Source organism: Pedobacter sp. KACC 23697 (assembly GCF_045348445.1).
Lineage (GTDB): Bacteria > Bacteroidota > Bacteroidia > Sphingobacteriales > Sphingobacteriaceae > Pedobacter.
Window position 1 is genome coordinate 3657322 of sequence record NZ_CP157485.1, and the last position, 26381, is coordinate 3683702.

Below are 26381 nucleotides of genomic sequence, written 5' to 3' on the forward strand. Positions count from 1 at the left end.
ACCCATTATAGACAACATTTTATGCATTAATTAAAGATAATTTAAAAATTTGGCATTATCTTGCACCTCATTTAGCGTAACCGTACAAACAACCATGTTCAAAGCAGTCTCCAGCCATCCTTCTGCCGAACCAAAAAACATCCGTTGGTTCTACGATCAGTATGCCTCCATGCTGCTTGGCTATATCAATGGTATTGTCCAAGATCCTCAAGAATCAGAAGATCATCTGGTTGCTATTTTTACTTCCTTTGCTAAGGACATTGTTGTTTTGCCAGAAAGAAACAAGTTAAATATCTGGCTGGAACTGCGTCAATATGCACAAAGTAAATTAACTTTGTATACGGCTAAAGATCATCGGTTAAATCTTAACCAATCAGTAAATAATGGTAGGCTGGATTTGTTGGATGAGCTGCAGAAAAGAATATTCTGTGCAGTATATTATCATGGAAAATCAATTCAGTACCTGGCGGCAACAATTGGATGTGATGAAAGCGAAATCCGCAATCAGTTAAAATTATCAATCGATAAAATGAGGAGGGCAAGTGGAAATTAATAAAATTATGGAGAGCGGTTTAATGGAAACCTATGTGATGGGAATCGCCACCGAAGAAGAGGTACAGAAAGTCTTATCGCTAAAAAAAGAATATCCGGCATTTAAAGATGCCCTGGAACAATTAGAATATGATATGGAGGTATTGGCCCAAAGCATGGGGATTGAGCCACCTGCCGGTACCTTGTCTAAAATTGAGCACGAGATTAATGAAATACAACGCCAGAACCAGGCTATACAAACCACTGTTGAAGCCGAATACAGCTATAATAAATCCCACCAGGAAAACAAAAGGGATAAATATATAGAGATAGAATCAGAATCTAATCAAATGCGAGTAAATAAGGCCTGGAAATGGGTATTTATTGCCGTTTTTGTGTTAGGAAAGATATTCTTAGCCTCCGCCATTTATTTTTATCTGGAGAACAGACAGGTGAAGGAACAGATTAAAGAACTAAAAATAGAATTAAAACAAAAGATCAGGTAAAACATGATGAATATGAAAGATAAACCTGTCTTTTTAAAACCAATACTAAACTAAAATGTTTAGTTGTTAAGATTCATTCATGTTTGAGCGCATGTTTGAGTTTAGATATGGGGATAGGCTACTAGTCTATCCCTTTTTTACATCTATACATTTTTTTTATCCAACAAGGCCTTAACTTTTTGGTGAAGGTCTGTAATATCAAAAGGCTTTTCAATGGTATCGTCGGGTAAACAGCTTAAATTATCCATATTTACTGCTGATAGCAATATCACCGGAACAGCTGCTGTTTCAGGATTATTTTTTAATCTGTTGCAAATATTCCGACCATCATGTTTACCAATAAATATATCCAATAGAATAATATCTGGCAGAAAATCAGCAATTGTTTCTTCTAATTCAAAATCATCGCCATTTAATATACCTTTTACGTAATAATGTTCTTCCTCAAAAATTAACTTAATAATATCATGGATGTTCTCATCATCATCAACTATAAGAATCTTTTTAACCAGCAAGTTGCTCATATGCAACAAATCTAGTTGAAGTGACTTATTTCGTGCAGCGTATTTATACCTGAATTTACCGAATAAATGAAAGTAATCAGGCAGCTAAACCAGACTTATAGTTCTTAAGCATCTTTTTAAGCAGGCCTCTGGCCACATGTATTTTGGTTTTTACAGTACCCAAAGGAATATCAAGCTCGGCAGCAATTTCGTGATATTTATAACCTTCAAAATAACGGCAAAAGCAAAACCTGCAATCTTCCGGTAAGGCGTTCAGCGATTTCTGTATATCTTCCATGATAAACTTGGTGGCGCCACCATTTAAAGATGCACTGGGCACCAGTTGAACGGAGGTTAAATCTTCTTCCTGCTGGATTACTTCTTTTTTACGTTTTACCTTGTAATAATGATTAAGAAAGGTATTTTTCAGGATGGTAAAAAGCCATGCCCGCACGTTGCTGCCCATTTCAAATTTGGCCGAAAACCTAAATGCCTTCATAAAGGTATCCTGAACTAAATCAGCAGCATCGTCTTCATCATGTGTATACGCTAATGCACGGTCGAAAAGCGGTTGTCTGTATTGATAGATGTCGTAATTGAAATTTAATGTATCCATAATTCGTTTTAAGGCTGATGTAAATATTCAACAAACAGCAACAACTTATGTTATTTGTAGAAATACCCGATTTTTTACGGTTTATTTAAAACGCTTAAAAAAAGCCTCAAAAAGATCAAAAACCGCTAATCTACATAACCATTTCGCATGGCGAAACGGACTAAAGAAGCAGAGTTTTTTGTACCGCTTTTACTGATCAAAGCCTCTCTTTGGCTCTCTACTGTTCGCCTGCTTAAGTACAACTTATCAGCTATTTCCTGGTTTGTTAACCCATCTGCAATAAGTTTTAAAACATTAATTTCGCGGTCTGTAAAGCTGATTTCGGTATTTATTTTTCGCGAGAGTATATTCAACTGCATATTAAAACGCTCTAAAATGGAAATGCATAAATTAGAAGAAAGGTACCGTTTTCCCTTCATTACATGCTTGATGCAAAACAGCAGTTCATCTTCTTCAATATCTTTTGACAGGTAAGCAAAAGCCCCTGATATAAAAGCATTTGACGCGTACTTTTCATCTTCTACAATAGATAAAACTACGACCTTTGTATTATATCCGCGCGCGTTAATCGTATGGGCTAAAGCTATTCCATCAAGCCTCGGCATTACAAGATCTGATAAAATGATATCAGCTTTTATTCCTTTTTCAAGAAGTTCCAAGACCGCTGAACCGTCCGGTACTTCTGCAACAACATTGATGCCTTCGTGTTTTTCTATAAGTGCTTTTAGTGAGGACCGGATGATATGGTGATCATCCGCAAGAATAATGTTAATCATAATTCAAATATAACTTACGCCATTATAAAATTAAAAACGGCTACTTAGGCAGCTCGATATAGAAGGTAGTTCCTACACCGATTTTACTCTTAAACCATATTTTTCCCTGGTGTAAATCAACAATAGCCTTGATGATACCCATACCAAACCCGCCAGATTCTTCTCCCTTAAGGCCTGGCCTCAAAGTTTCGGGCAAATGGCTAAAAAGACCTGCCTGCAACTCTTCCGGAATACCGATTCCATCATCAGATACGGTAATTAAAACGGTGTTTTCATATTCTTCAGCATGTAAATTAATATGCCCATAATCGGCAGTAAATTTTATGGAGTTGGAGATCAGGTTATTGATCACTTGCAGAAACTTCATGCTATCAAGGCGCAGATAAATCTGCTCGGCAGAGCTGGTAAATTTAATATGCTTCATTTTGCCCAGCTTCGATCGTTTATAAAAACGAACCACATCCCGAAGTTCCCAAACCAGATCAGCCCGCTCCTTGCTGATTTCGACTACAGATGATTTTAAAAATTCCCTGTTAACCATGCTGCGTACCAAAAGCAGGTTGCGCTCACACATGTCGTGAATAAAAGCCAGCGAATTGATCATCCGCTCATCGCCTGTTTGCGCAATGCCCTCTTTCATAGAGGAGGCAATTAATTTCATCATACCAAGTGGTTCTTTTAAATCATGCGCCAATACCTCCAGGGTTATATTTTTTCTGGCGTTTATCTGTTCGATGTGGATTTTATTATGACGCTCTACCGTAGTGTCTTCTACTGTACCCACTAAATACTTTACTGCTCCATCAGTTACAGAAAATACAATTACCCGAACATACTTCTCCCTATCTGGAAACAGTAAACGAAATTCATACTTGTTTTCCCCATCTTCTTCAAGGCATTCTTTATAGCATGACATCACATGCGTTAAATCTTCAGGATGCACCCGCTCTAAAAGTAGTTCCGGATGATTCAAAACGTCATCAGAGTTGAGCGCCCAGATGGTACTTAACGATTTATTTAGGTATGAAAAATTTTGCGATCTATAGTTGAAAATAAAATATCCATCAACAGAACGGTCGCCTATATTACAAAAAAGCTCTTTATTCAATTCGACCATGATTTAATGTTTGAAAATTTGCCACTAAACGATATAATAATGAATCAGCAGTCTCATCTCAAACAGTAGAGGAGTAAAAATGTTTGATACAAAAAATAGCTTCTGACTATTTAAACACACGAACATCCGGACAATGAATATTGCATTTAGAGATATTAACATTTTCCACACAGTGTGCAAAATTATTTATCGAATTAAAACCAACTATTGCCTAAATTGTTAAGCATAAAAGAAAGATCAAAAAGTCCTGTGAGCGGGAGATCCGCGGAGGGCAGGCACACCATAAGTAAGGTATAACTCTTCTTACCGATAGCCATCGTAACAGGTGGCTATTTTGTTTATATCTCTGGCAGATTAAAACCTATTATAATTATTGAACTGGTTTCTTCACAGCCATCAAATTGTTGCTATACATCAGCTATAAATAGTTCCATACTTCATTATTTATCATAAAAAATGGCAAAAAATAAAACTATAGAAAACGACTTAAGCGTTCGTGACTTTTTAAATACTGTTCCTGACGAAAATAAACGAGCTGATTGTTTTCATCTGTTGGATATTATTGCTGAAATAACAGGCTTTACAGCAAAAATGTGGGGAACAGCTATTATTGGTTTCGGCAGTTACCATTACAAATATGAAAGCGGCAGAGCAGGTGATGCACCTCTGGTTGGTTTTTCGCCACGCAAAGATACCATAGCCCTGTATTTATCATCAGCGTTTAACGACCGTGAAGAACTGCTGGCTAAATTTGGTAAACACAAAACCGGCAAAGCTTGTGTGTACATAAAAAAACTGAACGATATTGACGTGGAGGTATTAAAAGAAATGATTAGCAATTCTGTTGCAAAGATCAGCAGTTTATATCCTTGAGAATGAAAATGTAAGATGGTTGATGGCATTAACCCAATTCGTGATGAGTAAAGTATGCATTTAAATTACTGATTTAGGTTAATAAGTCGATGGGTTTGGCGATCTGAATAGCATAAAGTGCCGAATCAGCACATCCATAAAAAATTCCTTAGCATTCAGATTCAATGAAACAAATGCCTCACTAAGAAGTTACGCACGGGTAAGTTAAATTTTACAATATTTGATCATTCCTTATTTCGAATAAAAAACTGGAAATGATTAAAAAACTAAGCCTTTATTTATGGATAGCAGGCACTTGTATTTCGCTTCATTCGGCCGCGCAAGATGCAGTAAGCTACCAAACTCCCCCAAAAGAAATTGCCGATTTGTTACTGGCTAAACCAACTCCTGGTGTAAGCATAGACGGCAAAGCGGAATGGATCTTATTTAGCGAACGTAATTCATACCCTTCTGTAGAAGAATTGGCCATGCCCGAATACAGAATTGCAGGTTTAAGATTAAACCCAAACAATTACTCGCCAAGCAGACAAACCTATATCAACAATTTCAGCTTAAAAAACATCAGGTCCAACCAGAATTTTCAGATAACCGGTTTGCCAAGCCCATTATACGCCGGCAACATCAACTGGAATCCATCGGAAAATAAGATTGCCTTTACCCATACCACGCAAAAAGGAGTAGATCTTTACATCATTGATCTGGCTACAAAAAAAGCGACCAAAACCAATAAGGCTTTTTTAAACGTTGTTTTAGGCAGCGGTCTTACCTGGTTAAATGATCATACCATTATTTACCGTACCGTAACTAAACCTGCCAGTGCTGCACCCAAAAAACCATTAATGCCTAAAGGGCCAACCATCCAGCAGAATTTAGGAAAAGCTGCACCTAGTGCCACCTATCAGGATTTGATTAAATCACCTTTTGACGAACAGTTATTCGATTTTTTTGCCACCTCGCAACTGGTTAAAAACACGGATGGGGTTGAAACGCCCATTGGTAAACCGGCTATTTATGCCTTAACCAGTTTATCACCTGATAAAAATTACATGATGGTTGAAACCATCCGTAAACCTTTTTCCTATCTCGTTTCGGCTTATGGCTTTCCGTCTACGGTGAGCATTAACGATTTGTCTGGAAAAATCATTAAGGTAATCGCCGAATTACCATCATCGGAGGGCACGCCATCCGGTTATGACAATGTTCAAAATGTACCACGCAGTTTCGACTGGAGAGATGATGAACCGGCTTCACTGGTTTGGTGCAAGCCACTGGACAGTGGTTTAATTAAAAAAAATGTTCCCTATCACGATGCAGTTTATGCATTAAGTGCACCTTTTACCGGAACAGAGAAAGAATTATTTAAAACACAAACGCGTTACCGTGGTGTACAATGGGGCGATGCCAACCTTGCCCTTATTATGGAAGGCCTGCGCAGCAAGCAAACCAGCAAGGTGAGCCGCTACAACCCTTCAACAGGTGCAGTAGAAGAACTCTATAGCCGAAATCAAACCGATGCATATGGCAACCCGGGCACTCCTGTAACAATTAAAAATAAATACGGCAGACAGGTAATTAAAACAGTAGATAATGGCACTAAACTGTTAATGAACAATATAGTGGGTTCATCAGAAAAAGGAGATCTGCCATTTCTGGCTAAATTTGATTTAAATACTAAAAAGAACGAGATTATCTGGCGCAGTTCAGAAGGAACATTCGAATATGTAAGTGATGTAATTAATCCGGATAAACTGATTTTACTTACCCGTAAAGAAAGCCAAAAATTAGTACCTAATTATTTTATTAAAAACCTGGTGCTTCGTATTGCCGACCAGCCTATTACTAATTTCGCTAACCCCTACCCCTCTTTAGCAGGCATTACCAAAGAAAAAATTTCTTACAAACGTGCTGATGGTGTTGATTTAACAGGGGATTTGTATCTACCAAAGGGATATAACAAAGATAAAGACGGTCCGCTGCCCACTTTAATCTGGGCTTACCCGCGAGAGTTTAATTCCGCAGCAGATGCTGCACAGATCCGTGGATCTAAAGATAAATTCACGACCATTAGCTGGGCCTCTCCTATTTTTTGGGTAACCCGCGGATATGCAGTTTTAGATAATGCCGAAATGCCAATTGTAGCTAAAGATGGTAAAAAACCTAATGATACCTTTGTAGATCAGCTCCAGCTAAATGCTGAAGCAGCCATTAATAAACTTTCTGATTTAGGGGTTGGCGACAAAAAACGTATGGCCGTTGGCGGCCACAGTTATGGCGCCTTTATGACAGCTAATTTGTTGGCACATACCAATCTTTTTGCTGCAGGCATTGCCCGTAGTGGTGCTTATAACCGTACCCTAACACCATTTGGTTTCCAGAATGAAGAACGTACCTATTGGCAGGCGCCTCAGTTATATTACGAAATGAGCCCATTTAGCTATGCTGATAAAATTAAAACACCATTATTATTAATCCATGGCGATGCTGACGATAATCCAGGTACTTTTCCCATCAATAGTGAACGTTTGTTCAATGCCATTAAAGGTGCAGGCGGTACAACCCGTTTTGTATTTTTACCCTACGAGGCTCACAGTTACCGTGGCAAAGAAAACTTGCTACATATGCTTTGGGAGCAAGACCAGTGGCTGGAAAAATACGTGAAAAATAAAAAATAATTTTGCTCCGCCATTATAGATTTAAGTGCCTCCAGGTGGGGCACTTTTTTGTTTAAAGAATTTTGTCATCCTAAGGAATAATTTAATACCCAAGAATCAATATTATTGGCAGAGACGTTAACATCAATAATTTCTAAAAAGTGACCGTCATTTCGAGCCGATCGCAGCAAAGTCGAAAAATCTACTTCGAGATAAATCTCTCCATTCCACTGCGTTCCAGTCGAGATGAAGGTTTTATTTAGAGTTTGTTGATGATAGCCGGCTGAAGGACATTTCTTATGGTACCTTCTATGCTCAACTCTCCGCCCTTTGTTCCTTGTTGTTACACATTCCCACCCTAAAACCTTACCTTTATATAATAAAATTGAACATTCCCTTTATTAATTTGTTAAGCCATTATGGACTACATAGACTATTATAAAATCCTCGATTTACAAAAAGATGCAACTACAGAGGATATTAAAAAAGCTTATAGAAAGTTAGCCAGAAAACACCATCCTGATCTCAATCCCAATAATGAAGAAGCCAATAAAAAGTTTCAGCAGATTAATGAGGCTAACGAAGTTTTAAGTGATCCCGAAAAAAGGAAAAAATACGATAAATATGGCAAAGATTGGCAGCATGCCGATCAGCTGGATGCCCAGCAACAGCAACAAAGGCAATACCAATCGCAAGGCCAGGGTTATGGTGGCAGTAGCTATTCTGGTGGTTTTGGCGGCGAAGACTTTTCTGATTTCTTTTCTTCTATGTTTGGTGGAGGCGGTGGCAGAAGCAGTAGAAATTCGCCATTTAAAGGCCAGGATTATAGTGCCGATTTACAATTGAACCTGCTTGATGCTTATACTACACACAAACAAACCTTAACCGTTAATGGCAAACAGGTACGTATTACCATTCCGGCAGGAGTTGAAAACGGGCAGAAGATCAAACTTCCGGGTTATGGTGCGCCAGGTGTTAACAACGGCCCTCCAGGCGATCTTTATATTAAATTTAATATTAGCGATGACCCCAAATTTAAACGGAAAGGGAGCGACATTTACATCCGGGAGGAAGTAGATCTGTATACTGCCATTTTAGGTGGTGAAAAAATTGTAGAAACCTTAAGTGGCAAAGTAAAGCTTAAAGTACCAGAAGGCACACAGCCAGATACAACCTTAAGATTGAAAGGAAAAGGATTTCCTGTTTACAAAAAAGATAACCAGTTTGGCGATCTGTATATTAAATGGCAGGTTAAAATCCCTACCGATTTAAATGCCGAACAAAAAGAACTATTTGAAAAACTTTCCAAATTCTAACCATTATGGAAACTTATCTAATACCCGTAGAAGACATTTGTGCTTATCATCATGTAGAGATCAACTTTATCCATTCTCTTGAAAATTTTGGACTGATCCAGACTACGGTAAAAAAGCAATCTGTTTTTTTGCCTGTTGATGAATTATCCAAATTAGAGCAGTATCTGCGTTTGGCAAATGATCTGCAGATTAATTTAGAAGGCATTCACGCCGTTTCCCACCTGCTCAATCAATTGCAAAATATGCAAGAGAAAATAACGGTACTACAGAACGAACTAAATTATTATAAGCAGATTAACCAGTAACAATAAATGCGCTTTGTGTAGTATTTTGGATTAAAGTCCTAACAAAAAACACAATCATTATAAGATATGTTTCTTAAATTGGCAATCTAATTTTAAAAAATGAGCGATCTTTCTTCAAGTTTCATCGAAAAAATAAAATCATCTTACGCTCCTTCAGGCTCGTACATTTATTTAGGTGCCGGAATTTTAGATGGACAGGTTTATAGCGAAGCCGAAGTTAATTTATCATTAAAAATGATGAATAGGCATGGACTTATTGCCGGAGCAACCGGAACAGGTAAAACGCGTACGCTACAGTTATTGGCAGAACAACTGTCTGATGCAGGCGTTCCGGTTTTTATGCTGGATGTTAAAGGCGATTTATCAGGCTTAAACCAACCAGGCTCCGTTAATCCAAAAATAGAAGAAAGGGTACAACAGCTCAGCAAAATTTTCTCGCCTACAGGTTTCCCTGTTGAGATTTACTCTCTTTCAGGCAAAATGGGTGCACAGATGCGTGCAACCGTACTGGAGTTCGGACCGACACTCTTATCAAAAATCTTAGATTTAAACGATACACAGGCAGGGGTTTTAGCGGTTATCTTCAAATACGCAGATGATAACAAATTGCCGATAATTGATTTAAATGATTTAAAAAAATTGGTATCCTATCTTTCAGAGGGCGCTGGTGCAGCAGAAATTAAAAGCAGTTATGGCAGCATTTCCACTGCAACATCGGGCACCATGCTGAGAAAAATAGTGGCAATAGAACAACAGGGCTTAGGTGGTATGTTTGGCGAAAAATCATTTGATACCGATGATCTTTTCGAGCGGGTTGATGGCAAAGGAACCATTAGTTTATTAAACATTTCTGATGTACAGAATCAGCCTGTGTTATACTCTACCTTTTTATTAAGCTTACTGGCTGAGTTATTTAATACCATGCCAGAGGTGGGCGATTTAGACAAACCAAAGCTGGTATTCTTTTTCGATGAAGCCCATTTATTGTTCAAAAACTCTTCTAAAGCATTTTTAGAACAGATAGAAACTATCATCAGGTTAATCCGTTCTAAAGGTATTGGTGTCTTCTTTTGTACCCAGGCACCAACTGATGTCCCGGAGAGTGTTTTGGGCCAATTAGGTAACCGCGTGCAACATGCATTGAGGGCATTTACCCCAAATGACGTAGATGCCTTAAAAAAGACGGTTAACACTTATCCAAAATCGGATTTTTATGAAATCGATAAAATATTAACTTCATTAGGCACCGGACAGGCGTTGGTAACTGTATTGAATGAAAAAGGTATTCCAACTGAAGTATCGGCAACCATGCTTACTCCGCCAAGGGCAGTAATGGGACCACTTACAGCTGCCGATTTCGATCAGCTCGTTCGTAACAGTCAGATGTACGCTAAATATAAAGATCCTATCGATCCTGAAAGTGCATACGACATTTTAACCAAACGCATTAACGAACAAACTGCAGCAGCAGAACAAGAAAAACAAGAAGCTGAAGCTGAGAAACAAGCCGAAAAAGAAAACAAACCCAAGCCAGGAGAAAAGAGCCTTGTTGAACAGGTGATGGGCGCAACCATCACCCGACAAATTGGTAAAGAAATTGTTCGTGGTATATTTGGCATGCTTACGGGAAAAAAAACACGGTCAAAAACCGGCGGTGGCCTTTTTGGATTTTAAAAAACTTATTAATTAATATAACAAAAACTTAAATAACTAATTTCGCAAGTTGAAACTAAGATGATATATTAAATATTCCGTCATCAAAGTCTCAACATAAAAAAATAATAAACAATAAATGAAACCCACCTTATTAATATTGGCAGCTGGTATGGCCAGCCGCTATGGAAGCATGAAACAGATTGATGGTTTTGGCCCTAATGGCGAAACGATTATCGATTATTCAATATATGATGCAATAAATGCCGGTTTTGGTAAAGTTGTATTTATCATTAAAGAAGAGTTTGTAGATAACTTTAAAGCTATTTTTGAGCCTAAACTTGCCGGAAGAATAGAAACAGATTATGTTTTCCAAAATTTCGATTTAAAACCGTTTGGCATAGAAGAAGAAATTTACAGAGAAAAGCCCTGGGGTACTGCGCACGCCATCCTATCAGGTAGAGATGTAGTTAAAGAACCATTCTGCGTGATTAACGCCGACGATTATTATGGTTTCGATGCCTTTAAAAAAATGGTCGATTTCTTAACTACAGAAGTAACGGATAGTAATTATTCGATCATCGGTTACCAGATCGGTAAAACTTTATCAGAATTTGGAGCTGTTTCCCGCGGTGTTTGTAAGGTAGATGCAGCTGGCAACCTCGAAGAAATTATAGAGCGTACAAAGGTTTACCCTAAAGATGGCAACATTTTTTATGAAGAAAATGGTGAAGAATTTCCTTTAAGCTATGAAACTCCGGTTTCGATGAATTTCTGGGGCTTTACACCTGCTGTTTTTAAAATTACTGAAGATTTATTCAAAGAATTTGCTGAAGCAAATAAAGATAAGCCTAAAGCAGAGTTTTTTATTCCGTTAATTGGTGAAAACCTGGTAAAGAATAATACGGCAACCTTTAAAGTGATCCCTACTTCAAACAAATGGTTCGGCGTAACTTACAAAGAAGATAAACCTTATGTTCAGGATAGTATTGACCAATTGGTCAAAAATGGAACATACCCGGAAAAACTATGGAGTTAAATTGATTCCGAAGTTATATAACGATCACTTTAAGCAAACGCCGCAGGTTTATAAAAGCCTGCGGCGTTTTAATTTATAACCACAAACCTCCCTTAATAAACCCGACAGCAGCGGCAGCCCCGTCCCGATTTTTCATCGGGATCATGGGGGCTACAGCGAATGGCGGGACTGTAGTTTCCGAAAAGTACGCGAACTTTCATTTCCAAAATCACCTAAACACTATAAAACATAGAAGTTAAACAAACGCCTTTAAAAACAAAAAAGCGCTCCTGAACTTAATCAGAAACGCTCTTATTTATGCTCCCAAGACTTACGCCCCAAGATTAAAGACTTAAGACTATTTCTTATCGTCTTCTTTTACTTCTTCAAAATCAACGTCAGTAACATTATCGCCACCTTGAGGCTGACCATCAGCTTGTGGTTGTTCACCACCCTGAGGTTGCTCACCAGCTTTGTACATCTCTTCTGATGCTACGTTCCATGCAGCTTGTAATTCAGCTGAAGCTGCATCGATATCTGCGAAGTTACGTGATAAATGCGCTGCTTTTAATTTCTCTAAACCAGCTTCGATTGGCGCTTTTTTATCAGCAGATAATTTATCACCAAACTCTTTTAATTGTTTCTCAGTTGAGAAGATTAAAGCATCAGCACCATTGATTTTATCAGCTTCTTCTTTTTGCTTAGCATCATCTGCTGCATTAGCTTCAGCTTCTTCTTTCATTTTTTTGATCTCCGCATCAGTTAAACCTGAAGATGCTTCGATACGGATTTTTTGCTCTTTTCCAGTAGCTTTATCTTTTGCACTTACGTGTAAAATACCGTTGGCATCAATATCGAATGATACTTCTACCTGAGGCACACCACGAGGTGCTGGTGGAATACCGTCTAAAATGAAACGGCCAATTGTACGGTTCTGAGCAGCCATCGGACGCTCACCTTGTAAAATGTGGATTTCTACTGAAGGCTGGTTATCAGCTGCAGTTGAGAAGGTTTCCGATTTTTTAGTTGGAATTGTTGTGTTAGACTCGATTAATTTAGTCATTACACCACCCATGGTTTCAATACCTAATGATAAAGGCGTAACGTCTAATAACAATACATCTTTAACATCACCGGTTAATACACCACCCTGAATAGCAGCACCAATCGCTACAACCTCATCAGGGTTAACACCTTTACTTGGCTCTTTACCGAAGAAAGCTTTAACAGCTTCCTGAATAGCAGGGATACGTGTAGAACCACCTACTAAAATAATTTCGTCGATATCACCTGTGCTTAAACCGGCATTTTTCAAAGCAGATTTACAAGGATCGATAGTGCGTTTAATTAAGCTATCAGCTAACTGCTCAAATTTGGCACGGGATAATGTACGTACCAGGTGTTTAGGGCCGCTGGCATCAGCAGTAATGTATGGCAGGTTAATTTCAGTAGAAGTGGTGCTTGATAACTCGATTTTAGCTTTCTCAGCAGCTTCTTTTAAACGTTGTAACGCCATTGGATCTTTAGAAAGATCCATGTTGTTTTCTGATTTAAACTCATCAGTTAACCAATCAATAATGATGTGGTCAAAGTCATCACCACCTAAGTGTGTGTCACCATCAGTAGATTTTACTTCAAAAACGCCATCACCCAATTCCAATACAGAAACGTCATGAGTACCACCACCACAGTCAAACACCACAATTTTCATGTCTTTGTGTGCTTTATCCAAGCCATAGGCTAAAGCAGCTGCAGTTGGCTCGTTAATGATACGTTTTACCGCTAAACCTGCAATCTCGCCCGCTTCTTTAGTCGCCTGACGTTGTGCATCGTTAAAATAAGCTGGTACAGTAATTACCGCTTCAGTTACTTCCTGTCCTAAGAAATCTTCAGCAGTTTTTTTCATTTTCTGCAAAATCATTGCAGAAATCTCCTGTGGAGTATATTTTCTGTCGTCGATTTCAACACGTGGAGTATTGTTATCACCCTTTACTACTTTATAAGGTACGCGTCCAGCCTCTTTCGCACTTTCGTCGTAGCTGCTCCCCATAAAGCGTTTAATTGAATATATCGTTTTTGTTGGGTTGGTTATAGCCTGACGTTTAGCAGGCTCGCCAACTTTACGCTCACCGTTTTCTGCAAAAGCAACAATAGACGGTGTAGTACGTTTACCCTCACTGTTTGCGATAACTACAGGCTCATTGCCCTCCATTACGCTCACGCAAGAGTTTGTTGTTCCTAAGTCTATTCCAATAATTTTTCCCATTGTATTTTTATTTTCTCTTTTTAAAGTATTATAATTTCTACTGCTATTAAACAATGCTTGTGCCAATTGGTTTTTGGCAGAGAATATGAGCAAAAGACTGATAAAATGTAAAAAATAATCGATTTTGATACTGACAGCATGACAGAAAATGATGGAAGATGGGGATGGAGGATGGAAGTAAGGGAGGGTAAGACTAAAGACCAAAGGTGAAAGCAGAAAGACTAAAGCTTAAAGAGAAGTTCTTTAAAGTGATTTGAAAATAAGCGTTCGAATCTCGTCGGGATCACCTGCCCCGCTAACCGCTTTACTTCGTTTCACTCGTGTTCGCTATTATCGGGTTTATTGAACCGCGTTTTTTGCGCTTCGGTGATAAAAAGGTAAGCAGAAATATTAAGTAGACATCTAAATGCCCCAAAGTTTTATATCTTTAAATTACAATCAATCACTTAAATCTGTATAATCCATTATAAAATGCAAATAGCAGCACAAATCTTAATCGGCTTGGTCGCCTTGATCCACATCTACATCCTTTGGTTAGAAATGTTCGCCTGGACCACCAAAGCGCCACAAGTTTTTAAAACCATCCCGAAAGATTTATTTGTGCCAACAAAAACCTTGGCTGCCAATCAGGGCTTGTACAATGGCTTTTTAGCCGCAGGTTTAATCTGGTCGTTATGTATCAGTGATCCTCATTGGCGCCTGTATGTAGCCATATTCTTTTTAACCTGCGTAATTATTGCAGGTATTTATGGTGCAGCAACTGCGAGTAAGAAAATTTTATATGTGCAATCTATACCTGCTTTAGTGGCACTGATTTTATTGCACTTGTAATTTCGTCTATAATAGTTAGCATAAAGATTCTGAAACAAGTTCAGAACGACGATAACCTAGTAAATTCCTGGCGCGATTAATATTATATGCATAAGCTATCCGTTCTTAGTGATCAACTTAACAAGTCGATCGTCACCCTGAACTTGTTTCAGGGTCTTATCGTGAAGGATGCTGAAATAAATTCAGCATGACGACCGCACTAAAAATCTACAACTCCAACAATTTTTCCAGATGATGGTATCCAATCCCAAAGTATTCCTTACTGGCTTTAATTTTCATCGAAACTTCCGCTTTCCGCTCTGCGCTCAGCGCTTTGCCCTTCATCCCAACCACAAGCACATTTTTAGGCGTATGCGCATCAGAAATAAATTCGAACACCTTAGTTTTATAACCAAAGTATTCTAAAATCAGCGCACGGATTCCATCTGTAACCATTTCGGCCTGACGTTCTAAAAAAATTCCATATTTAGTTAAAAAAGAAACATCGTTTTTCACTTTGCTTTTCTCTATTTCCCTGCGAATCTGTTTATGGCAACACGGCGCAACCACAATCAGTTCGGCATTAGCTTTAATTCCTTTATAAATGGCATCATCAGTTGCTGTATCACAGGCATGTAATGCAATTAACAGGTTTACATCCTCAGCTTGATAATCTTCAATAGTTCCCTGTACAAAATTCAATTTATCGAAAGCAGATTTAACAGCAACCTGGTTACATAAGTCAACCATATCCTGACGGTACTCTACTCCAATCACCTCGCTTTCCAACTTTAAAACAGAATGCAGGTAATCATATAGTGCAAAGGTTAAATAACCTTTACCCGAGCCCATATCAGCCACTTTTTTAATCGTCCCTTCTGGCAGTTCTTTTATTAAAGAACTTAAAATTTCAATGTAATGGTTAATCTGCCTGAATTTATCCTGCGCATTTTTAAACACTTTACCATCTGTGTCGGTAATCTTTAATTCGGTTAAATAGGATTTCGAATCAGGTTTGATCACCCTGATTTTTGCTTTGTCATGATGGGCAGACGGCACTTCCACACTAGATGCTTTACCTTTCCGCAATACAACTTTTCCATTATTCAGTTCTTCTAAGATCAGGTCTTTTTCTGTGGTAAACAGTGTAGCTATTTTAAATCCATTTTCCAGGTAATCCTCAATTAAATCAATTGCCATATCAATAGCATAATTTTTTACCATGTCGCGTGTTTGGTAACGATAGGTAACAGCCATTTTATCTTCTCGTTTGATCATCACCTTGCGGATCAGCAATTGTTTTAAGGCTTCCTCCGCTCCTTTATAGTTCCCTAAAGAAATTTTAACAAAAGTTTCAGCATTTAAACTTTCTCTTAAAGCTGTAATAAATTGGTTGATATATTCTGTCACTGACATTGATTTAAAATACAAAGATAATCAAGTTTATCTGGAGCTGAGTATCCAATCAATAATGTAACAATAGAGCGACCATTAAAAAATGATGGAAGAGGTAAAATGTAATATGTACAGTCATTTTCAACCAGAAAAATCGTTGGCATTGATTTAAATAAATAAATAACATAATACGATTTAGGAAAGCGCCGTAACATGATTATCTATATTGATTCCAAAATAGCGGAACGCTTTTTTTTCAAAAAATTAAACTTTAGATTAGGGTATTTAAATAGCTAATCACAATACATGAGTGACTTTCAGATAAAAAAATCGCCAACCGTATATGATGCCATCGTTGTGGGTTCAGGTGCAGGTGGCGGGATGGCAGCCTATGTGCTGGCGCATGCCGGTCAAAAGGTTTTAATGCTTGAGGCTGGTCAAAATTTTGACCCGCGATTAGATTCACATCAATTAAAATGGCCATGGGAATCGCCACGCCGTGGGGCAGGCACCGTCCGTCCTTTCGGTGATTTTGATGCTTCGTATGGCGGATGGGAACTAGAAGGCGAGCCTTATACCCAGAAAAACAAAAGTGAATTCGAATGGTTCCGTTCGCGGATGCTCGGTGGCCGTACCAACCACTGGGGCAGGATTTCTTTACGGATGGGTCCGGATGATTTTAAGCCTAAAGATGGTTTAACCGATGCCTGGCCGATAACCTATGCTGACGTAAAACCATTTTACGATAAGGTTGACCGCATGATCGGTATTTATGGAACAGCTGAAGGTTTAGAAAATGAACCTGATGGTATCTTTATGAAACCACCTAAACCAAGATTAAATGAACTTTTTATTAAAAAAGGAGCTGAAAAAGCTGGTGTAAAGGTAATTACCGGCCGCGGGTCTGTATTAACAGAAGCTTTACCGAATAACAATGATCGTGCACCGTGTTTTTACTGTGGCCAATGCGGCAGAAGCTGTAAAGTTTACGGCGATTTTTCATCATCATCATGTTTGGTCAACCCTGCAGTAAAAACAGGAAACCTGACGGTGATTACCGATGCAATGGTACGCGAAGTGATTACAGATAAGGACGGTACCGCAAAAGGTGTTTCTTATGTAAACCGTAAAGATCTGCAGGAATATCAGGTAAATGGCAAACTGGTTATTTTAGGTGCAAGCGCCTGCGAATCAGCACGTATATTATTAAATTCGAAATCAACTTCACATCCAAACGGCCTGGCCAATAGCAGTGGTGTAGTGGGTAAATACCTGCACGATTCTACCGGTGCAAGTGTTTCGGGCTTTCTCCCACAGTTAATGGACCGGAAACGTTATAATGAAGATGGTGTAGGCAGTGTACATATTTATTCGCCTTGGTGGTTAGATAATCGTAAACTCAACTTCCCCCGAGGTTACCACATCGAATATTGGGGTGGAATGGGCATGCCTGCTTACGGTTTTGGTGGTGGTGTAGCGCAAATGAACGGTATGGTACCTGGCAGAGATGGTAAAATGAAAGAAGCCGGAGGTTATGGAAAATCATTAAAAGATGATTACCGCCGTTTTTATGGAACTGGTGTTGGCATGGCCGGCCGTGGTACCGCCATTGCAAGAGAAAGTAACTATTGCGAAATCGACCCGAACACGGTAGATAAATATGGCATTCCGGTTTTAAGGTTTAATTACAAGTGGGATAAAGATGAAATTCTACAGGCGAAACACATGCAGGAAACTTTCCTTTCGATTATGAAGGAAATGGGTGCAGTGGTGACTTCAGAAATTCAAGGCGCAGATACCAATTACGGTTTGCTCAACCCTGGAAAAATTATCCATGAAGTAGGTACAATACGCATGGGCGATGATCCAAAAAAATCTGCATTGAACAAGTTCTGTCAGGCTCACGACTGTAAAAATCTATTTGTGGTAGATGCTGGTCCGTTTGTACAGCAGGGCGACAAAAATGCCACCTGGACGATCCTGGCCCTATCCATGCGTACTGCAGAATATATTTTAGCTCAAAAGAAAAAACAGAACATTTAAGAATTACCATATGAACAGACGTGATTCACTAAAAGCATTAGGTTTAACCGCCATCAGCACAACCGTGTTGCTTGATGCATGTAAAGAACCTGAAGCAAAGACCGAAGTTGCTGCACCAGAAGAAAGCGCAAAAGAAGCAGGAAGGGAGCAGTGGGAATTAGACCGTGATAAAAATCTGAAATCAGAAACTTTTTTCACCAAACATGAAATGGCTACGATTACCGTTTTGGCCGATATTATTATTCCAAAAGATGAGATTTCGGGCAGCGCATCTGATGCAAAAGTGCCAGAGTTTATCGAGTTTATCGTAAAAGATATTCCTGAGCATAAGATACCTATGCGTGGCGGTCTGAAATGGTTAGATATATATAGCTTCAATAAATTTCAAAAACCTTTTGTTGAAGCCTCGGCAGAACAGCAGATCTCCATCGTAGATGAAATTGCCTACCCTAAAAAAGCCAGACCAGAAATGCAGGCCGGCGTAACCTTTTTCAACAGAATGAGAAATTTAACGGCATCAGGTTTTTACACCACAGAAATGGGTGTGAAAGATATTGGTTATGTGGGTAATGCGCCAAATCAGTGGGCCGGTGTTCCTGCCGATGTACTCAAGCAGTATGGAATGGAAAATGTAAAAATTTAACTTAAAGGAGCGAGCATTCGCTCCTTTTTATTTGGTGTGCAGATCTAAATACAACAAATGTTTAAACTTCTGCTTTGAATTAACGGGCATCTTCAAATTACCATGCTCAGAAATGATGATAGTATAATGGAAGGTTAATTCCTGTCCTGAAGTTAATGCAATACTTCCAGTCGTAAAATCCGAAAGCATAGAGCCTCCTTTAACATTAATCTGAAAGCCTTCGTTTTTCTCATTTAGCCAACCGTTTATGAAATGATGATCATTAACTACAGGTTGATCATCCAATCTTAAATAAAGCCCCTGCAGCTCATTGCCTACCCAAAAAGCTGGTTTTATTTTTAAAAGGCTACTTGAATTCCATTTTACCGTATCTGGACGTGTATTGCCCTTTTGGCCTAAGCCACTAAAATAGTTTGAACTGCCAATATTGAAAGGAATATGAAAATTGATATTTTGAAATTTGACATCAGTACCTGAAATATACACTTTAAACCGAATGACTCCGTTAGCATATGCCTGACCAAAAACATCTTGTTTCAAGCCATCAGCTGTACTTTGCGCCTGCCATGTAACAGCGTCTTTTCCGATAGTTAAAAACCTGAATGCAGTTGGAATAAACTTGAACTGCTTTTTAGCATCGATATAATAGTGAAAATGAACAGGCTCATAAAGTATTTGATGGCGTTTAACCATACTATCAGGCAAATTGCCAGCGCTTACTTGTTTTAAAAAACCATCTGCATTGATCTCGATTTTATGTCCTCTGAGTAATAAGGCTTGATCAATAACGCTTAGTGAATCATAACGGTCAAGATCCTGGGCATAAACAGAAGATAAACAGGTTAAAATGACGAGTAATAAGGTGGCAAATACTTTCATAAGTATTGGTAAAATTCTGCCTCAAGATAACAAAAAAAGTCCTATTCTTTCGAACAGGACTTTCGTATACTTAAGTTGAATAAAATTATTCTCCTTTTGGTTCTTCAGTAGCAGGAGCTTCTTCAGCAGGAGCAACTTCTTCAGCAACTTCAGCTTTAGCTTCAGTAGCTTTAGGTGCAGCAGCAGCTTTACTTCTACCACGACGAGTTGTTTTCTTTTCTTCTTTAACTTCTACATCTTTACCGTAAACTGTATTGTAGTCTACCAATTCGATTAAAGCCATCTCAGCGTTATCACCCTGACGATTGTTTAATTTAATGATACGAGTATAACCACCTGGACGGCTAGCTACTTTCTCAGCCACTTCACGGAACAAAATAGTGATTACTTCTTTATCCTGCAGATAAGAGAAAACTGTACGACGTGAGTGAGTAGTGTCATTTTTCGCTTTAGTGATTAATGGCTCAACATACGTACGTAAAGCTTTAGCTTTAGCTAAAGTTGTCGTAATTCTTTTTGCTTTAATTAGTGATGTAGCCATGTTAGCTAACATCGCTTTTCTGTGGCTGTCGGTTCTACCTAAGTGGTTTACTTTTTTACCGTGTCTCATTGTTTTTTGATTAAGTGTATACCGTCTCTGTCTCAGAGGGAATTATACACTGTGAAATAATAGTTTACTTCGCTTAGCGCTGAGCGCCATGCGCTTATTCTTCGTCTAATTTAAATTTAGACAGGTTCATACCGAATGATAAACCTTTTGATTTTACTAATTCCTGGATCTCTGTTAAAGATTTCTTACCGAAGTTTCTGAATTTCAACATATCAGCAACATCGTAAGAAACTAAATCAGCTAAAGTACGGATATCAGCCGCTTTTAAGCAGTTTAATGCCCTAACGGAAAGGTCCATATCTACCAATTCAGTTTTAAGGATTTTACGCATGTGTAAAATTTCCTCGTCAACTTCTTTAGTTTCTTCTTTAGCCTGAGATTCTAATACCAAATTCTCATCAGAGAATAACATAAAGTGTTGGATAAGAATCTTAGCCGCCTCTTTTAATGCTTCTTCAGGATGAATTGAACCGTCAGTAGAGATATCTAATACCAATTTTTCATAATCCGTTTTTTGCTCAACACGAAAGTTTTCGATCGTGTATTTTACATTTTTCATTGGAGTATAAATCGAATCGATTGCGATTACACCTACAACAGCATCAGCAACTTTATTTTCTTCAGCAGGTACATAACCACGTCCTTTATTGATGGTTAATTCCACTTCCAAAGTAACAGATTTATCCATATTGCAAATAACATGCTCAGGGTTTAAAACTGTAAAGTTGTTAGAGAATTTAGTGATATCACCAGCTTTAAACTGATCTTGACCATTAACGATGATGAAAACTTTTTCAGAATCACCTGAATCACCTGTTTTCTTAAAACGAACTTGTTTTAAGTTTAAGATAATATCAGTTAAATCTTCTACAACACCTTTCATGGTAGAAAATTCGTGAGAAACGCCTGAAAAACGAATAGTAGTAATAGCATAACCTTCTAACGAAGAAAGTAAAATTCTTCTTAAGGCATTACCAATTGTTACACCGAAACCGGGCTCTAAAGGACGAAATTCAAATGTGCCATCGAAATCAGTTGATTTCTGCATGATCACTTTGTCTGGTTTCTGAAATGCTAAAATTGCCATTTATAATTTTTTAAATTCGTTATTGAATATATAGTAACATGAAAAAAGTTAATTACCCTTTTGAGGTAATTAACTAGCTCATTTATTACTTTGAGTACAACTCGATGATTAAGTTTTCCTTGATATTTTCAGGAATCTCATCACGTTGAGGATAGGTTAAGAATTTACCAGTCAATTCACTGGCGTTCCACTCTAACCATGCGAACTTGTTGATTGTTCTGCCTGCAACTGAGTTACTAATTGATTCTAAAGATTTAGATTTTTCACGAACAGCAACCACATCACCAGCTTTTAACTGATATGAAGGGATATTTACAACTTCACCATTCACGGTTACGTGTTTATGGCTAACTAACTGGCGTGCACCAGAACGGGTTGTTGAAATACCTAAACGGTAAACTGTATTATCTAAACGTGCTTCTAATAACTGAAGTAAGTTATCACCGGTGATACCAGCACGTGAAGATGCTTTTTTAAACAAGTTACTGAACTGTTTTTCCAATACACCATAAGTGTATTTTACTTTTTGTTTCTCCATTAACTGGATAGCATATTCAGATTGTTTTCCTCTTCTTTTTGATGAGCCATGTTGCCCAGGAGGATAATTTTTTCTGTCTAACACTTTATCAGGACCGAAGATTGGTTCTCTGAATTTACGTGCAATTTTTGATTTTGGGCCTGTATATCTTGCCATTTTTTCTGTTTTTAAAGTATCATCCAACCTGTAGCTGGAGATTCTTAGCTTTAAAATTAATTAAACTCTTCTCTTTTTAGGAGGACGACAACCGTTGTGAGGAAGTGGAGTAATATCTTTAATAGATGTTACTTCGATACCTGCTACCTGTAAAGTTCTGATTGCAGACTCACGACCTGAACCCGGACCTTTTACAAATACTTCAACTTTACGTAAACCTAAATCAAATGCCACTTTACCGCAATCTGAAGCTGCTTGACCAGCTGCATAAGGCGTGTTCTTTTTAGAACCTTTAAAGCCCATTTTACCAGCAGAAGACCATGAAATAGTCTGTCCGTTGTTGTTTGTTAACGTAACGATGATGTTGTTGAAAGTAGCGTTGATATGCGCTTGACCAACAGGCTCAATTACAACGATACGTTTTTTTGTTACTTTTTTACTTTTAGCCATTTTATCTTTTAGATTTTAGATATGAGACTTGAGATATGAAACTTAATCTACCTCGATACTCAGTATCCTACTTTTTATCTTTTATTCCAGATCTGAGCCGATTTTAAAGACATGGTTATCACATCTAAAATCTCACACCTCATACCTATCTATTATTTAGTAGCTTTTTTCTTGTTAGCAACTGTTTTTCTCTTACCCTTACGAGTACGTGAGTTGTTTTTAGTACGCTGACCACGAGAAGGTAAACCTTTTCTGTGACGTAAACCACGGTAACAACCAATATCCATTAAACGTTTGATGTTTAACTGAACCTCTGAGCGTAAAGCACCTTCTACTTTAATCTCATCGTTGATCATTGTACGGATTGCTGATAACTCATCATCAGACCAGTCTTGTACTTTTTTGTTTAAATCGATACCTGCCGTAGTTAAAATACGTTGAGCAGTTGTTCTACCAATACCATAGATATAGGTTAAACCGATCTCACCTCTTTTGTTTCTTGGTAAATCAATACCTGAAATCCTTGCCATATTTGTTATTGTTTTGTAGTAATTCCGAACGGCGGGCCACCGTTGTACGGTAAATTACACTATTTTCTAATTACCCCTGACGTTGCTTATATTTAGGATTTTTCTTGTTGATAACGTAAAGTTTTCCTTTACGGCGAATAATCTTGCAATCAGCGCTACGTTTTTTAATTGATGATCTAACTTTCATTTTATTTGTATCTATAAGTAATGCGTCCTTTTGTTAAATCATAAGGAGACATTTCCAATTTAACCTTATCTCCAGGAAGGATTTTGATGTAGTGCATCCGCATCTTTCCTGAAATATGGGCAATTATCTCATGACCGTTCTCGAGTTCAACCCGGAACATCGCATTAGATAATGCTTCCCTTATTACTCCGTCTTGTTCAATTGAGGCTTGTTTAGCCATATTTTATTGATTGTTACTTAATTAGCTGCTTCTAAACAGGGTTGCAAAATTAAACAAAAAATTTTAATTATTTATTTTTTTTGTTGTAAAACTTCTTCTATTATAGAAAACGTTGATAAAACGTCTGCCTGGCCCTTTTTAATGGCTATTGTGTGTTCAAAATGTGCCGATGGTTTATTGTCTTTACTGGTTACCGTCCATCCATCGTTATGGAATTTAACACCGGCTACACCGGCATTGATCATGGGTTCTATTGCAATGACCATTCCTTCTTCCAGTTTTGGTCCTGCACCACGTTTCCCATAATTCGGAACCTCTGGTTTCTCGTGAAGTTTTACACCAACACCATGTCCTACAAGCTCTCTTACTACACCAAATCCATTAGCTTCTGCATACTGCTGAACCGCATAGCCAATATCACCGGTACGCATGCCAACAACAGCTTTTTCTATACCCAATTCCAGGCAACGTTGAGTAACGGTAAGCAACTTTTGTTTTTCAGCATCTATCTCTCCTACAGGAAAAGTATATGCAGAATCGCCAAAATAATTGTTTTTGATCACCCCACAATCAACCGAAATGAGGTCGCCCTCTTGTATCACATATTCACCTGGAAAACCATGAACAACTTGTTCATTCGGCGAAATACATAGTGAGTAAGGGAAACCATTATAGTTTAAAAATGCAGGAATGGCTCCATGATCACTGATAAACTCGTAGGCCAATTTATCTAACTGAATAGTAGTCATGCCTGCTTTTATCACCTTGGCCACTTCGGCTAAAGTTTTAGAAACAAGCATGGAACTTTCTCTTATTAACTCGATCTCCTCAAGAGATTTGTAATAAATTTTAGACATCCTTACACTACAGTGCTGCGTTGCTACTTGCAGCAGGAACTCCTGTTCTGCCAGTAACTCTACCTGTTTTCATCAAACCATCATAATGGCGCATCAATAAATAACTTTCGATCTGCTGTAATGTATCCAATACAACACCCACTAAAATCAATAATGAAGTACCACCAAAAAAGTGTGCAAACTCTTGTTTAATGCCAAACTTAACCGCAATAGAAGGCAGAATAGCAATGATCGCTAAAAATACAGCACCTGGAAAAGTGATTTTGGAAATTACATCATCAATAAAAGTTGATGTTGCAAAACCAGGTTTAATACCTGGAATAAAGCCACCGTTTTTCTTCATATCATCACTCATTTGAGTTGGATTAACGGTAATGGCCGTATAGAAGAAAGTAAATGCGATAATTAAAAATGCGAACGTTAAGCTATAAGCCAACGAAGTGGTGTTGCTGAACTGGATTAACCAAGAACCTTGTAATGAAGGAACAAACTGCATTAAAGCACCTGGAATAAACATTAACGCCTGAGCGAAAATGATCGGCATCACACCTGCAGCATTAACCTTTAAAGGAATATACTGGCGAACACCTCCAAACTGGCGGTTACCAACAATTTTCTTCGCGTATTGTACAGGCACTTTACGTACACCCTGAACAATTAAAATGGTAAACATCACCACTGCAAATAAAGCAACGATCTCTAAAACCAATGCAACCGGGCCTCCGCCTTCACTAGCCGAACCCACACGTGCACTAAACTCTTGAGAAATTGCTACTGGTAAACGGGCAATAATACCAACCATAATGATTAGCGATGTACCGTTACCAATACCTTTATCCGTAATTTTTTCACCTAACCACATTACAAATAAGGTACCTGCCGTTAATACAAACGTAGATAACACTAAAAATAAAGTATTTGGCAATAAAATAGCTTCTGCAGGAACCTGCGTTTTAACGTAACCAACAGACTGAACGATTGTGATCGCTACCGTTAGGTAACGGGTAATCTGGTTCATTTTCTTTCTACCACTTTCGCCCTCTTTCTGCATTTTTTGGAAAGAAGGAACAGCAATACCCAATAGTTGCACCACGATAGATGCAGAGATATAAGGCATTACCCCCAATGCTAAAATAGACACACGAGAGAAAGAACCTCCGGCAAACATATCCAGTAAGCCTAAAATTCCTGATTTTTCGTTATTGCCCAAAGCAGTTGGATCCACACCTGGTAAAACCACGTGAGATACGAAACGGTATACCAAAAGAATTAAGAGCGTAAACAAGATACGCTCTTTTAATTCCTGAATTTTCCAGATATTACTTAAAGTAGTAAATAGCTTCTTCATTTAATAATTACAATTTTACAATAGAACCACCTGCAGCTTCAATAGCTTTTTGTGCGGTTGCAGAGAACGCATGTGCTGTAATTTCTAGCTTTGCTTTAACTTCACCACGACCTAAAATTTTAACCAAGTCATTTTTAGAAGCTAAACCATGTGCTTGTAAAGCAGCAAAATCGATAGTTGTTAAGCTATGTTTTTCAGCTAATGCTTGTAAAACGTCTAAGTTTACACCAACATATTCTGTACGGTTGATTGGTTTGAAACCAACTTTAGGCACACGACGTTGTAAAGGCATTTGACCACCTTCGAAACCGATTTTGGTTTTGTGACCTGAACGAGAACCCGCACCTTTGTGACCACGGGTTGAAGTACCGCCACGACCAGAACCTGTACCACGACCAATTCTTTTACTGTTTTTTGTAGAACCTACTGCAGGTTTTAAATTACTTAAATTCATCTTTTTGAATTTGTGTTGCCCTTCGCTTTCACTAAACAGGTAC

Annotated in this window: 28 protein-coding genes; 11 read left to right on the top strand and 17 right to left on the bottom strand. The window is 38.2% G+C overall.

From position 1 onward, the window contains the following. Positions 1–94: 94 nt before the first annotated feature. Together ABEG20_RS14595 and ABEG20_RS14600 are read left to right on the top strand one after the other, a co-directional pair. Entirely contained in the window at positions 95–553 is a 459-nt protein-coding gene (locus tag ABEG20_RS14595) for a hypothetical protein (protein WP_406824049.1), read from the top strand. After that, entirely contained in the window at positions 543–1037 is a 495-nt protein-coding gene (locus tag ABEG20_RS14600; RefSeq protein WP_406824050.1) for a hypothetical protein, read from the top strand. Before ABEG20_RS14595 ends, ABEG20_RS14600 begins: the two co-directional genes overlap by 11 nt. Positions 1038–1180: 143 nt before the next feature. Here ABEG20_RS14600 and ABEG20_RS14605 read toward each other — a convergent pair whose 3' ends face one another. The 4 genes from ABEG20_RS14605 to ABEG20_RS14620 all read right to left on the bottom strand — a co-directional run bounded on the left by ABEG20_RS14605 (position 1181) and on the right by ABEG20_RS14620 (position 4049). Next, entirely contained in the window at positions 1181–1561 is a 381-nt protein-coding gene (locus ABEG20_RS14605) for a PleD family two-component system response regulator (protein WP_406824051.1), read from the bottom strand. Between the two features lie 76 nt (positions 1562–1637). Continuing rightward, positions 1638–2156, bottom strand: a complete 519-nt coding sequence (locus ABEG20_RS14610) for an RNA polymerase sigma factor (protein ID WP_406824052.1) — start codon at positions 2154–2156, stop codon at positions 1638–1640. Positions 2157–2281: 125 nt separating this feature from the next. Further along, on the bottom strand, positions 2282–2932 hold the full coding sequence (locus ABEG20_RS14615; protein ID WP_406824053.1) for a response regulator: 651 nt from the start codon (positions 2930–2932) through the stop codon (positions 2282–2284). Between the two features lie 40 nt (positions 2933–2972). Next, entirely contained in the window at positions 2973–4049 is a 1077-nt protein-coding gene (locus ABEG20_RS14620) for an ATP-binding protein (protein ID WP_406824054.1), read from the bottom strand. Positions 4050–4505: 456 nt separating this feature from the next. On the opposite strand from ABEG20_RS14620, the gene ABEG20_RS14625 reads away from it, so the two are divergent. The 6 genes from ABEG20_RS14625 to ABEG20_RS14650 all read left to right on the top strand — a co-directional run bounded on the left by ABEG20_RS14625 (position 4506) and on the right by ABEG20_RS14650 (position 11886). Then, the gene (locus ABEG20_RS14625; protein ID WP_406824055.1) at positions 4506–4922 is read left to right on the top strand and encodes a DUF1801 domain-containing protein; all 417 of its coding nucleotides are present in this window, start codon (positions 4506–4508) and stop codon (positions 4920–4922) included. A gap of 254 nt (positions 4923–5176) precedes the next feature. Continuing rightward, positions 5177–7594: an alpha/beta hydrolase family protein gene (locus ABEG20_RS14630; RefSeq protein WP_406824056.1), complete on the top strand. Its 2418-nt coding sequence runs from the start codon at positions 5177–5179 to the stop codon at positions 7592–7594. 398 nt (positions 7595–7992) lie between these two features. Next, positions 7993–8889 carry a DnaJ C-terminal domain-containing protein gene (locus ABEG20_RS14635; RefSeq protein WP_406824057.1) on the top strand — a complete coding sequence of 299 codons (897 nt, stop codon included), beginning with the start codon at positions 7993–7995 and terminating at the stop codon, positions 8887–8889. A 5-nt stretch (positions 8890–8894) separates the two neighbouring features. Next, positions 8895–9194 carry a chaperone modulator CbpM gene (locus ABEG20_RS14640; protein WP_406824058.1) on the top strand — a complete coding sequence of 100 codons (300 nt, stop codon included), beginning with the start codon at positions 8895–8897 and terminating at the stop codon, positions 9192–9194. 99 nt (positions 9195–9293) lie between these two features. Beyond that, positions 9294–10868 carry a helicase HerA-like domain-containing protein gene (locus tag ABEG20_RS14645; protein ID WP_406824059.1) on the top strand — a complete coding sequence of 525 codons (1575 nt, stop codon included), beginning with the start codon at positions 9294–9296 and terminating at the stop codon, positions 10866–10868. A 118-nt stretch (positions 10869–10986) separates the two neighbouring features. Continuing rightward, the gene (locus tag ABEG20_RS14650; protein ID WP_406824060.1) at positions 10987–11886 is read left to right on the top strand and encodes an NDP-sugar synthase; all 900 of its coding nucleotides are present in this window, start codon (positions 10987–10989) and stop codon (positions 11884–11886) included. Between the two features lie 337 nt (positions 11887–12223). Here the strand turns inward: ABEG20_RS14650 and dnaK are convergent, their stop codons facing one another. Next, complete coding sequence (dnaK, locus tag ABEG20_RS14655; RefSeq protein ID WP_406824061.1) at positions 12224–14131, bottom strand: molecular chaperone DnaK; 1908 nt, start codon at positions 14129–14131, stop codon at positions 12224–12226. A gap of 471 nt (positions 14132–14602) precedes the next feature. Between dnaK and ABEG20_RS14660 the strand changes: the two genes are divergently transcribed. Continuing rightward, positions 14603–14962 carry a DUF1304 domain-containing protein gene (locus ABEG20_RS14660; RefSeq protein WP_406824062.1) on the top strand — a complete coding sequence of 120 codons (360 nt, stop codon included), beginning with the start codon at positions 14603–14605 and terminating at the stop codon, positions 14960–14962. A gap of 207 nt (positions 14963–15169) precedes the next feature. Here ABEG20_RS14660 and ABEG20_RS14665 read toward each other — a convergent pair whose 3' ends face one another. Further along, positions 15170–16357 carry a class I SAM-dependent methyltransferase gene (locus ABEG20_RS14665; RefSeq protein ID WP_406824063.1) on the bottom strand — a complete coding sequence of 396 codons (1188 nt, stop codon included), beginning with the start codon at positions 16355–16357 and terminating at the stop codon, positions 15170–15172. 285 nt (positions 16358–16642) lie between these two features. Here ABEG20_RS14665 and ABEG20_RS14670 point away from each other — a divergent pair, with 285 nt between their 5' ends. Together ABEG20_RS14670 and ABEG20_RS14675 are read left to right on the top strand one after the other, a co-directional pair. Further along, complete coding sequence (locus ABEG20_RS14670; protein ID WP_406824064.1) at positions 16643–18379, top strand: GMC family oxidoreductase; 1737 nt, start codon at positions 16643–16645, stop codon at positions 18377–18379. 10 nt (positions 18380–18389) lie between these two features. Next, the gene (locus tag ABEG20_RS14675; protein WP_406824065.1) at positions 18390–19022 is read left to right on the top strand and encodes a gluconate 2-dehydrogenase subunit 3 family protein; all 633 of its coding nucleotides are present in this window, start codon (positions 18390–18392) and stop codon (positions 19020–19022) included. 27 nt (positions 19023–19049) lie between these two features. Here ABEG20_RS14675 and ABEG20_RS14680 read toward each other — a convergent pair whose 3' ends face one another. From ABEG20_RS14680 to rplO, 11 genes are all read right to left on the bottom strand, one after another. Further along, positions 19050–19901 carry a glycoside hydrolase domain-containing protein gene (locus ABEG20_RS14680; RefSeq protein WP_406824066.1) on the bottom strand — a complete coding sequence of 284 codons (852 nt, stop codon included), beginning with the start codon at positions 19899–19901 and terminating at the stop codon, positions 19050–19052. A gap of 85 nt (positions 19902–19986) precedes the next feature. Beyond that, on the bottom strand, positions 19987–20511 hold the full coding sequence (rplQ, locus tag ABEG20_RS14685) for a 50S ribosomal protein L17 (protein ID WP_406824067.1): 525 nt from the start codon (positions 20509–20511) through the stop codon (positions 19987–19989). 94 nt (positions 20512–20605) lie between these two features. Beyond that, a complete protein-coding gene (locus ABEG20_RS14690; protein WP_025145205.1) occupies positions 20606–21598 on the bottom strand; it encodes a DNA-directed RNA polymerase subunit alpha in 993 nt (330 codons plus the stop codon). 85 nt (positions 21599–21683) lie between these two features. Beyond that, positions 21684–22292: a 30S ribosomal protein S4 gene (gene rpsD, locus ABEG20_RS14695; protein ID WP_029282720.1), complete on the bottom strand. Its 609-nt coding sequence runs from the start codon at positions 22290–22292 to the stop codon at positions 21684–21686. A 60-nt stretch (positions 22293–22352) separates the two neighbouring features. Next, on the bottom strand, positions 22353–22742 hold the full coding sequence (gene rpsK / locus ABEG20_RS14700; protein WP_010599885.1) for a 30S ribosomal protein S11: 390 nt from the start codon (positions 22740–22742) through the stop codon (positions 22353–22355). A 152-nt stretch (positions 22743–22894) separates the two neighbouring features. Further along, positions 22895–23272, bottom strand: coding sequence for a 30S ribosomal protein S13 (rpsM, locus tag ABEG20_RS14705; protein WP_010599886.1), 378 nt, complete (start codon positions 23270–23272; stop codon positions 22895–22897). Between the two features lie 70 nt (positions 23273–23342). After that, positions 23343–23459 carry a 50S ribosomal protein L36 gene (gene rpmJ, locus ABEG20_RS14710; RefSeq protein ID WP_010599887.1) on the bottom strand — a complete coding sequence of 39 codons (117 nt, stop codon included), beginning with the start codon at positions 23457–23459 and terminating at the stop codon, positions 23343–23345. Position 23460: 1 nt separating this feature from the next. Continuing rightward, positions 23461–23679: a translation initiation factor IF-1 gene (infA, locus tag ABEG20_RS14715; RefSeq protein ID WP_010599888.1), complete on the bottom strand. Its 219-nt coding sequence runs from the start codon at positions 23677–23679 to the stop codon at positions 23461–23463. Between the two features lie 71 nt (positions 23680–23750). Next, positions 23751–24536: a type I methionyl aminopeptidase gene (gene map / locus ABEG20_RS14720; protein ID WP_406824068.1), complete on the bottom strand. Its 786-nt coding sequence runs from the start codon at positions 24534–24536 to the stop codon at positions 23751–23753. Positions 24537–24543: 7 nt separating this feature from the next. Further along, positions 24544–25884: a preprotein translocase subunit SecY gene (gene secY / locus ABEG20_RS14725; RefSeq protein WP_090501111.1), complete on the bottom strand. Its 1341-nt coding sequence runs from the start codon at positions 25882–25884 to the stop codon at positions 24544–24546. A gap of 7 nt (positions 25885–25891) precedes the next feature. Then, on the bottom strand, positions 25892–26338 hold the full coding sequence (gene rplO, locus ABEG20_RS14730) for a 50S ribosomal protein L15 (protein WP_025145210.1): 447 nt from the start codon (positions 26336–26338) through the stop codon (positions 25892–25894). Positions 26339–26381: the final 43 nt, after the last annotated feature.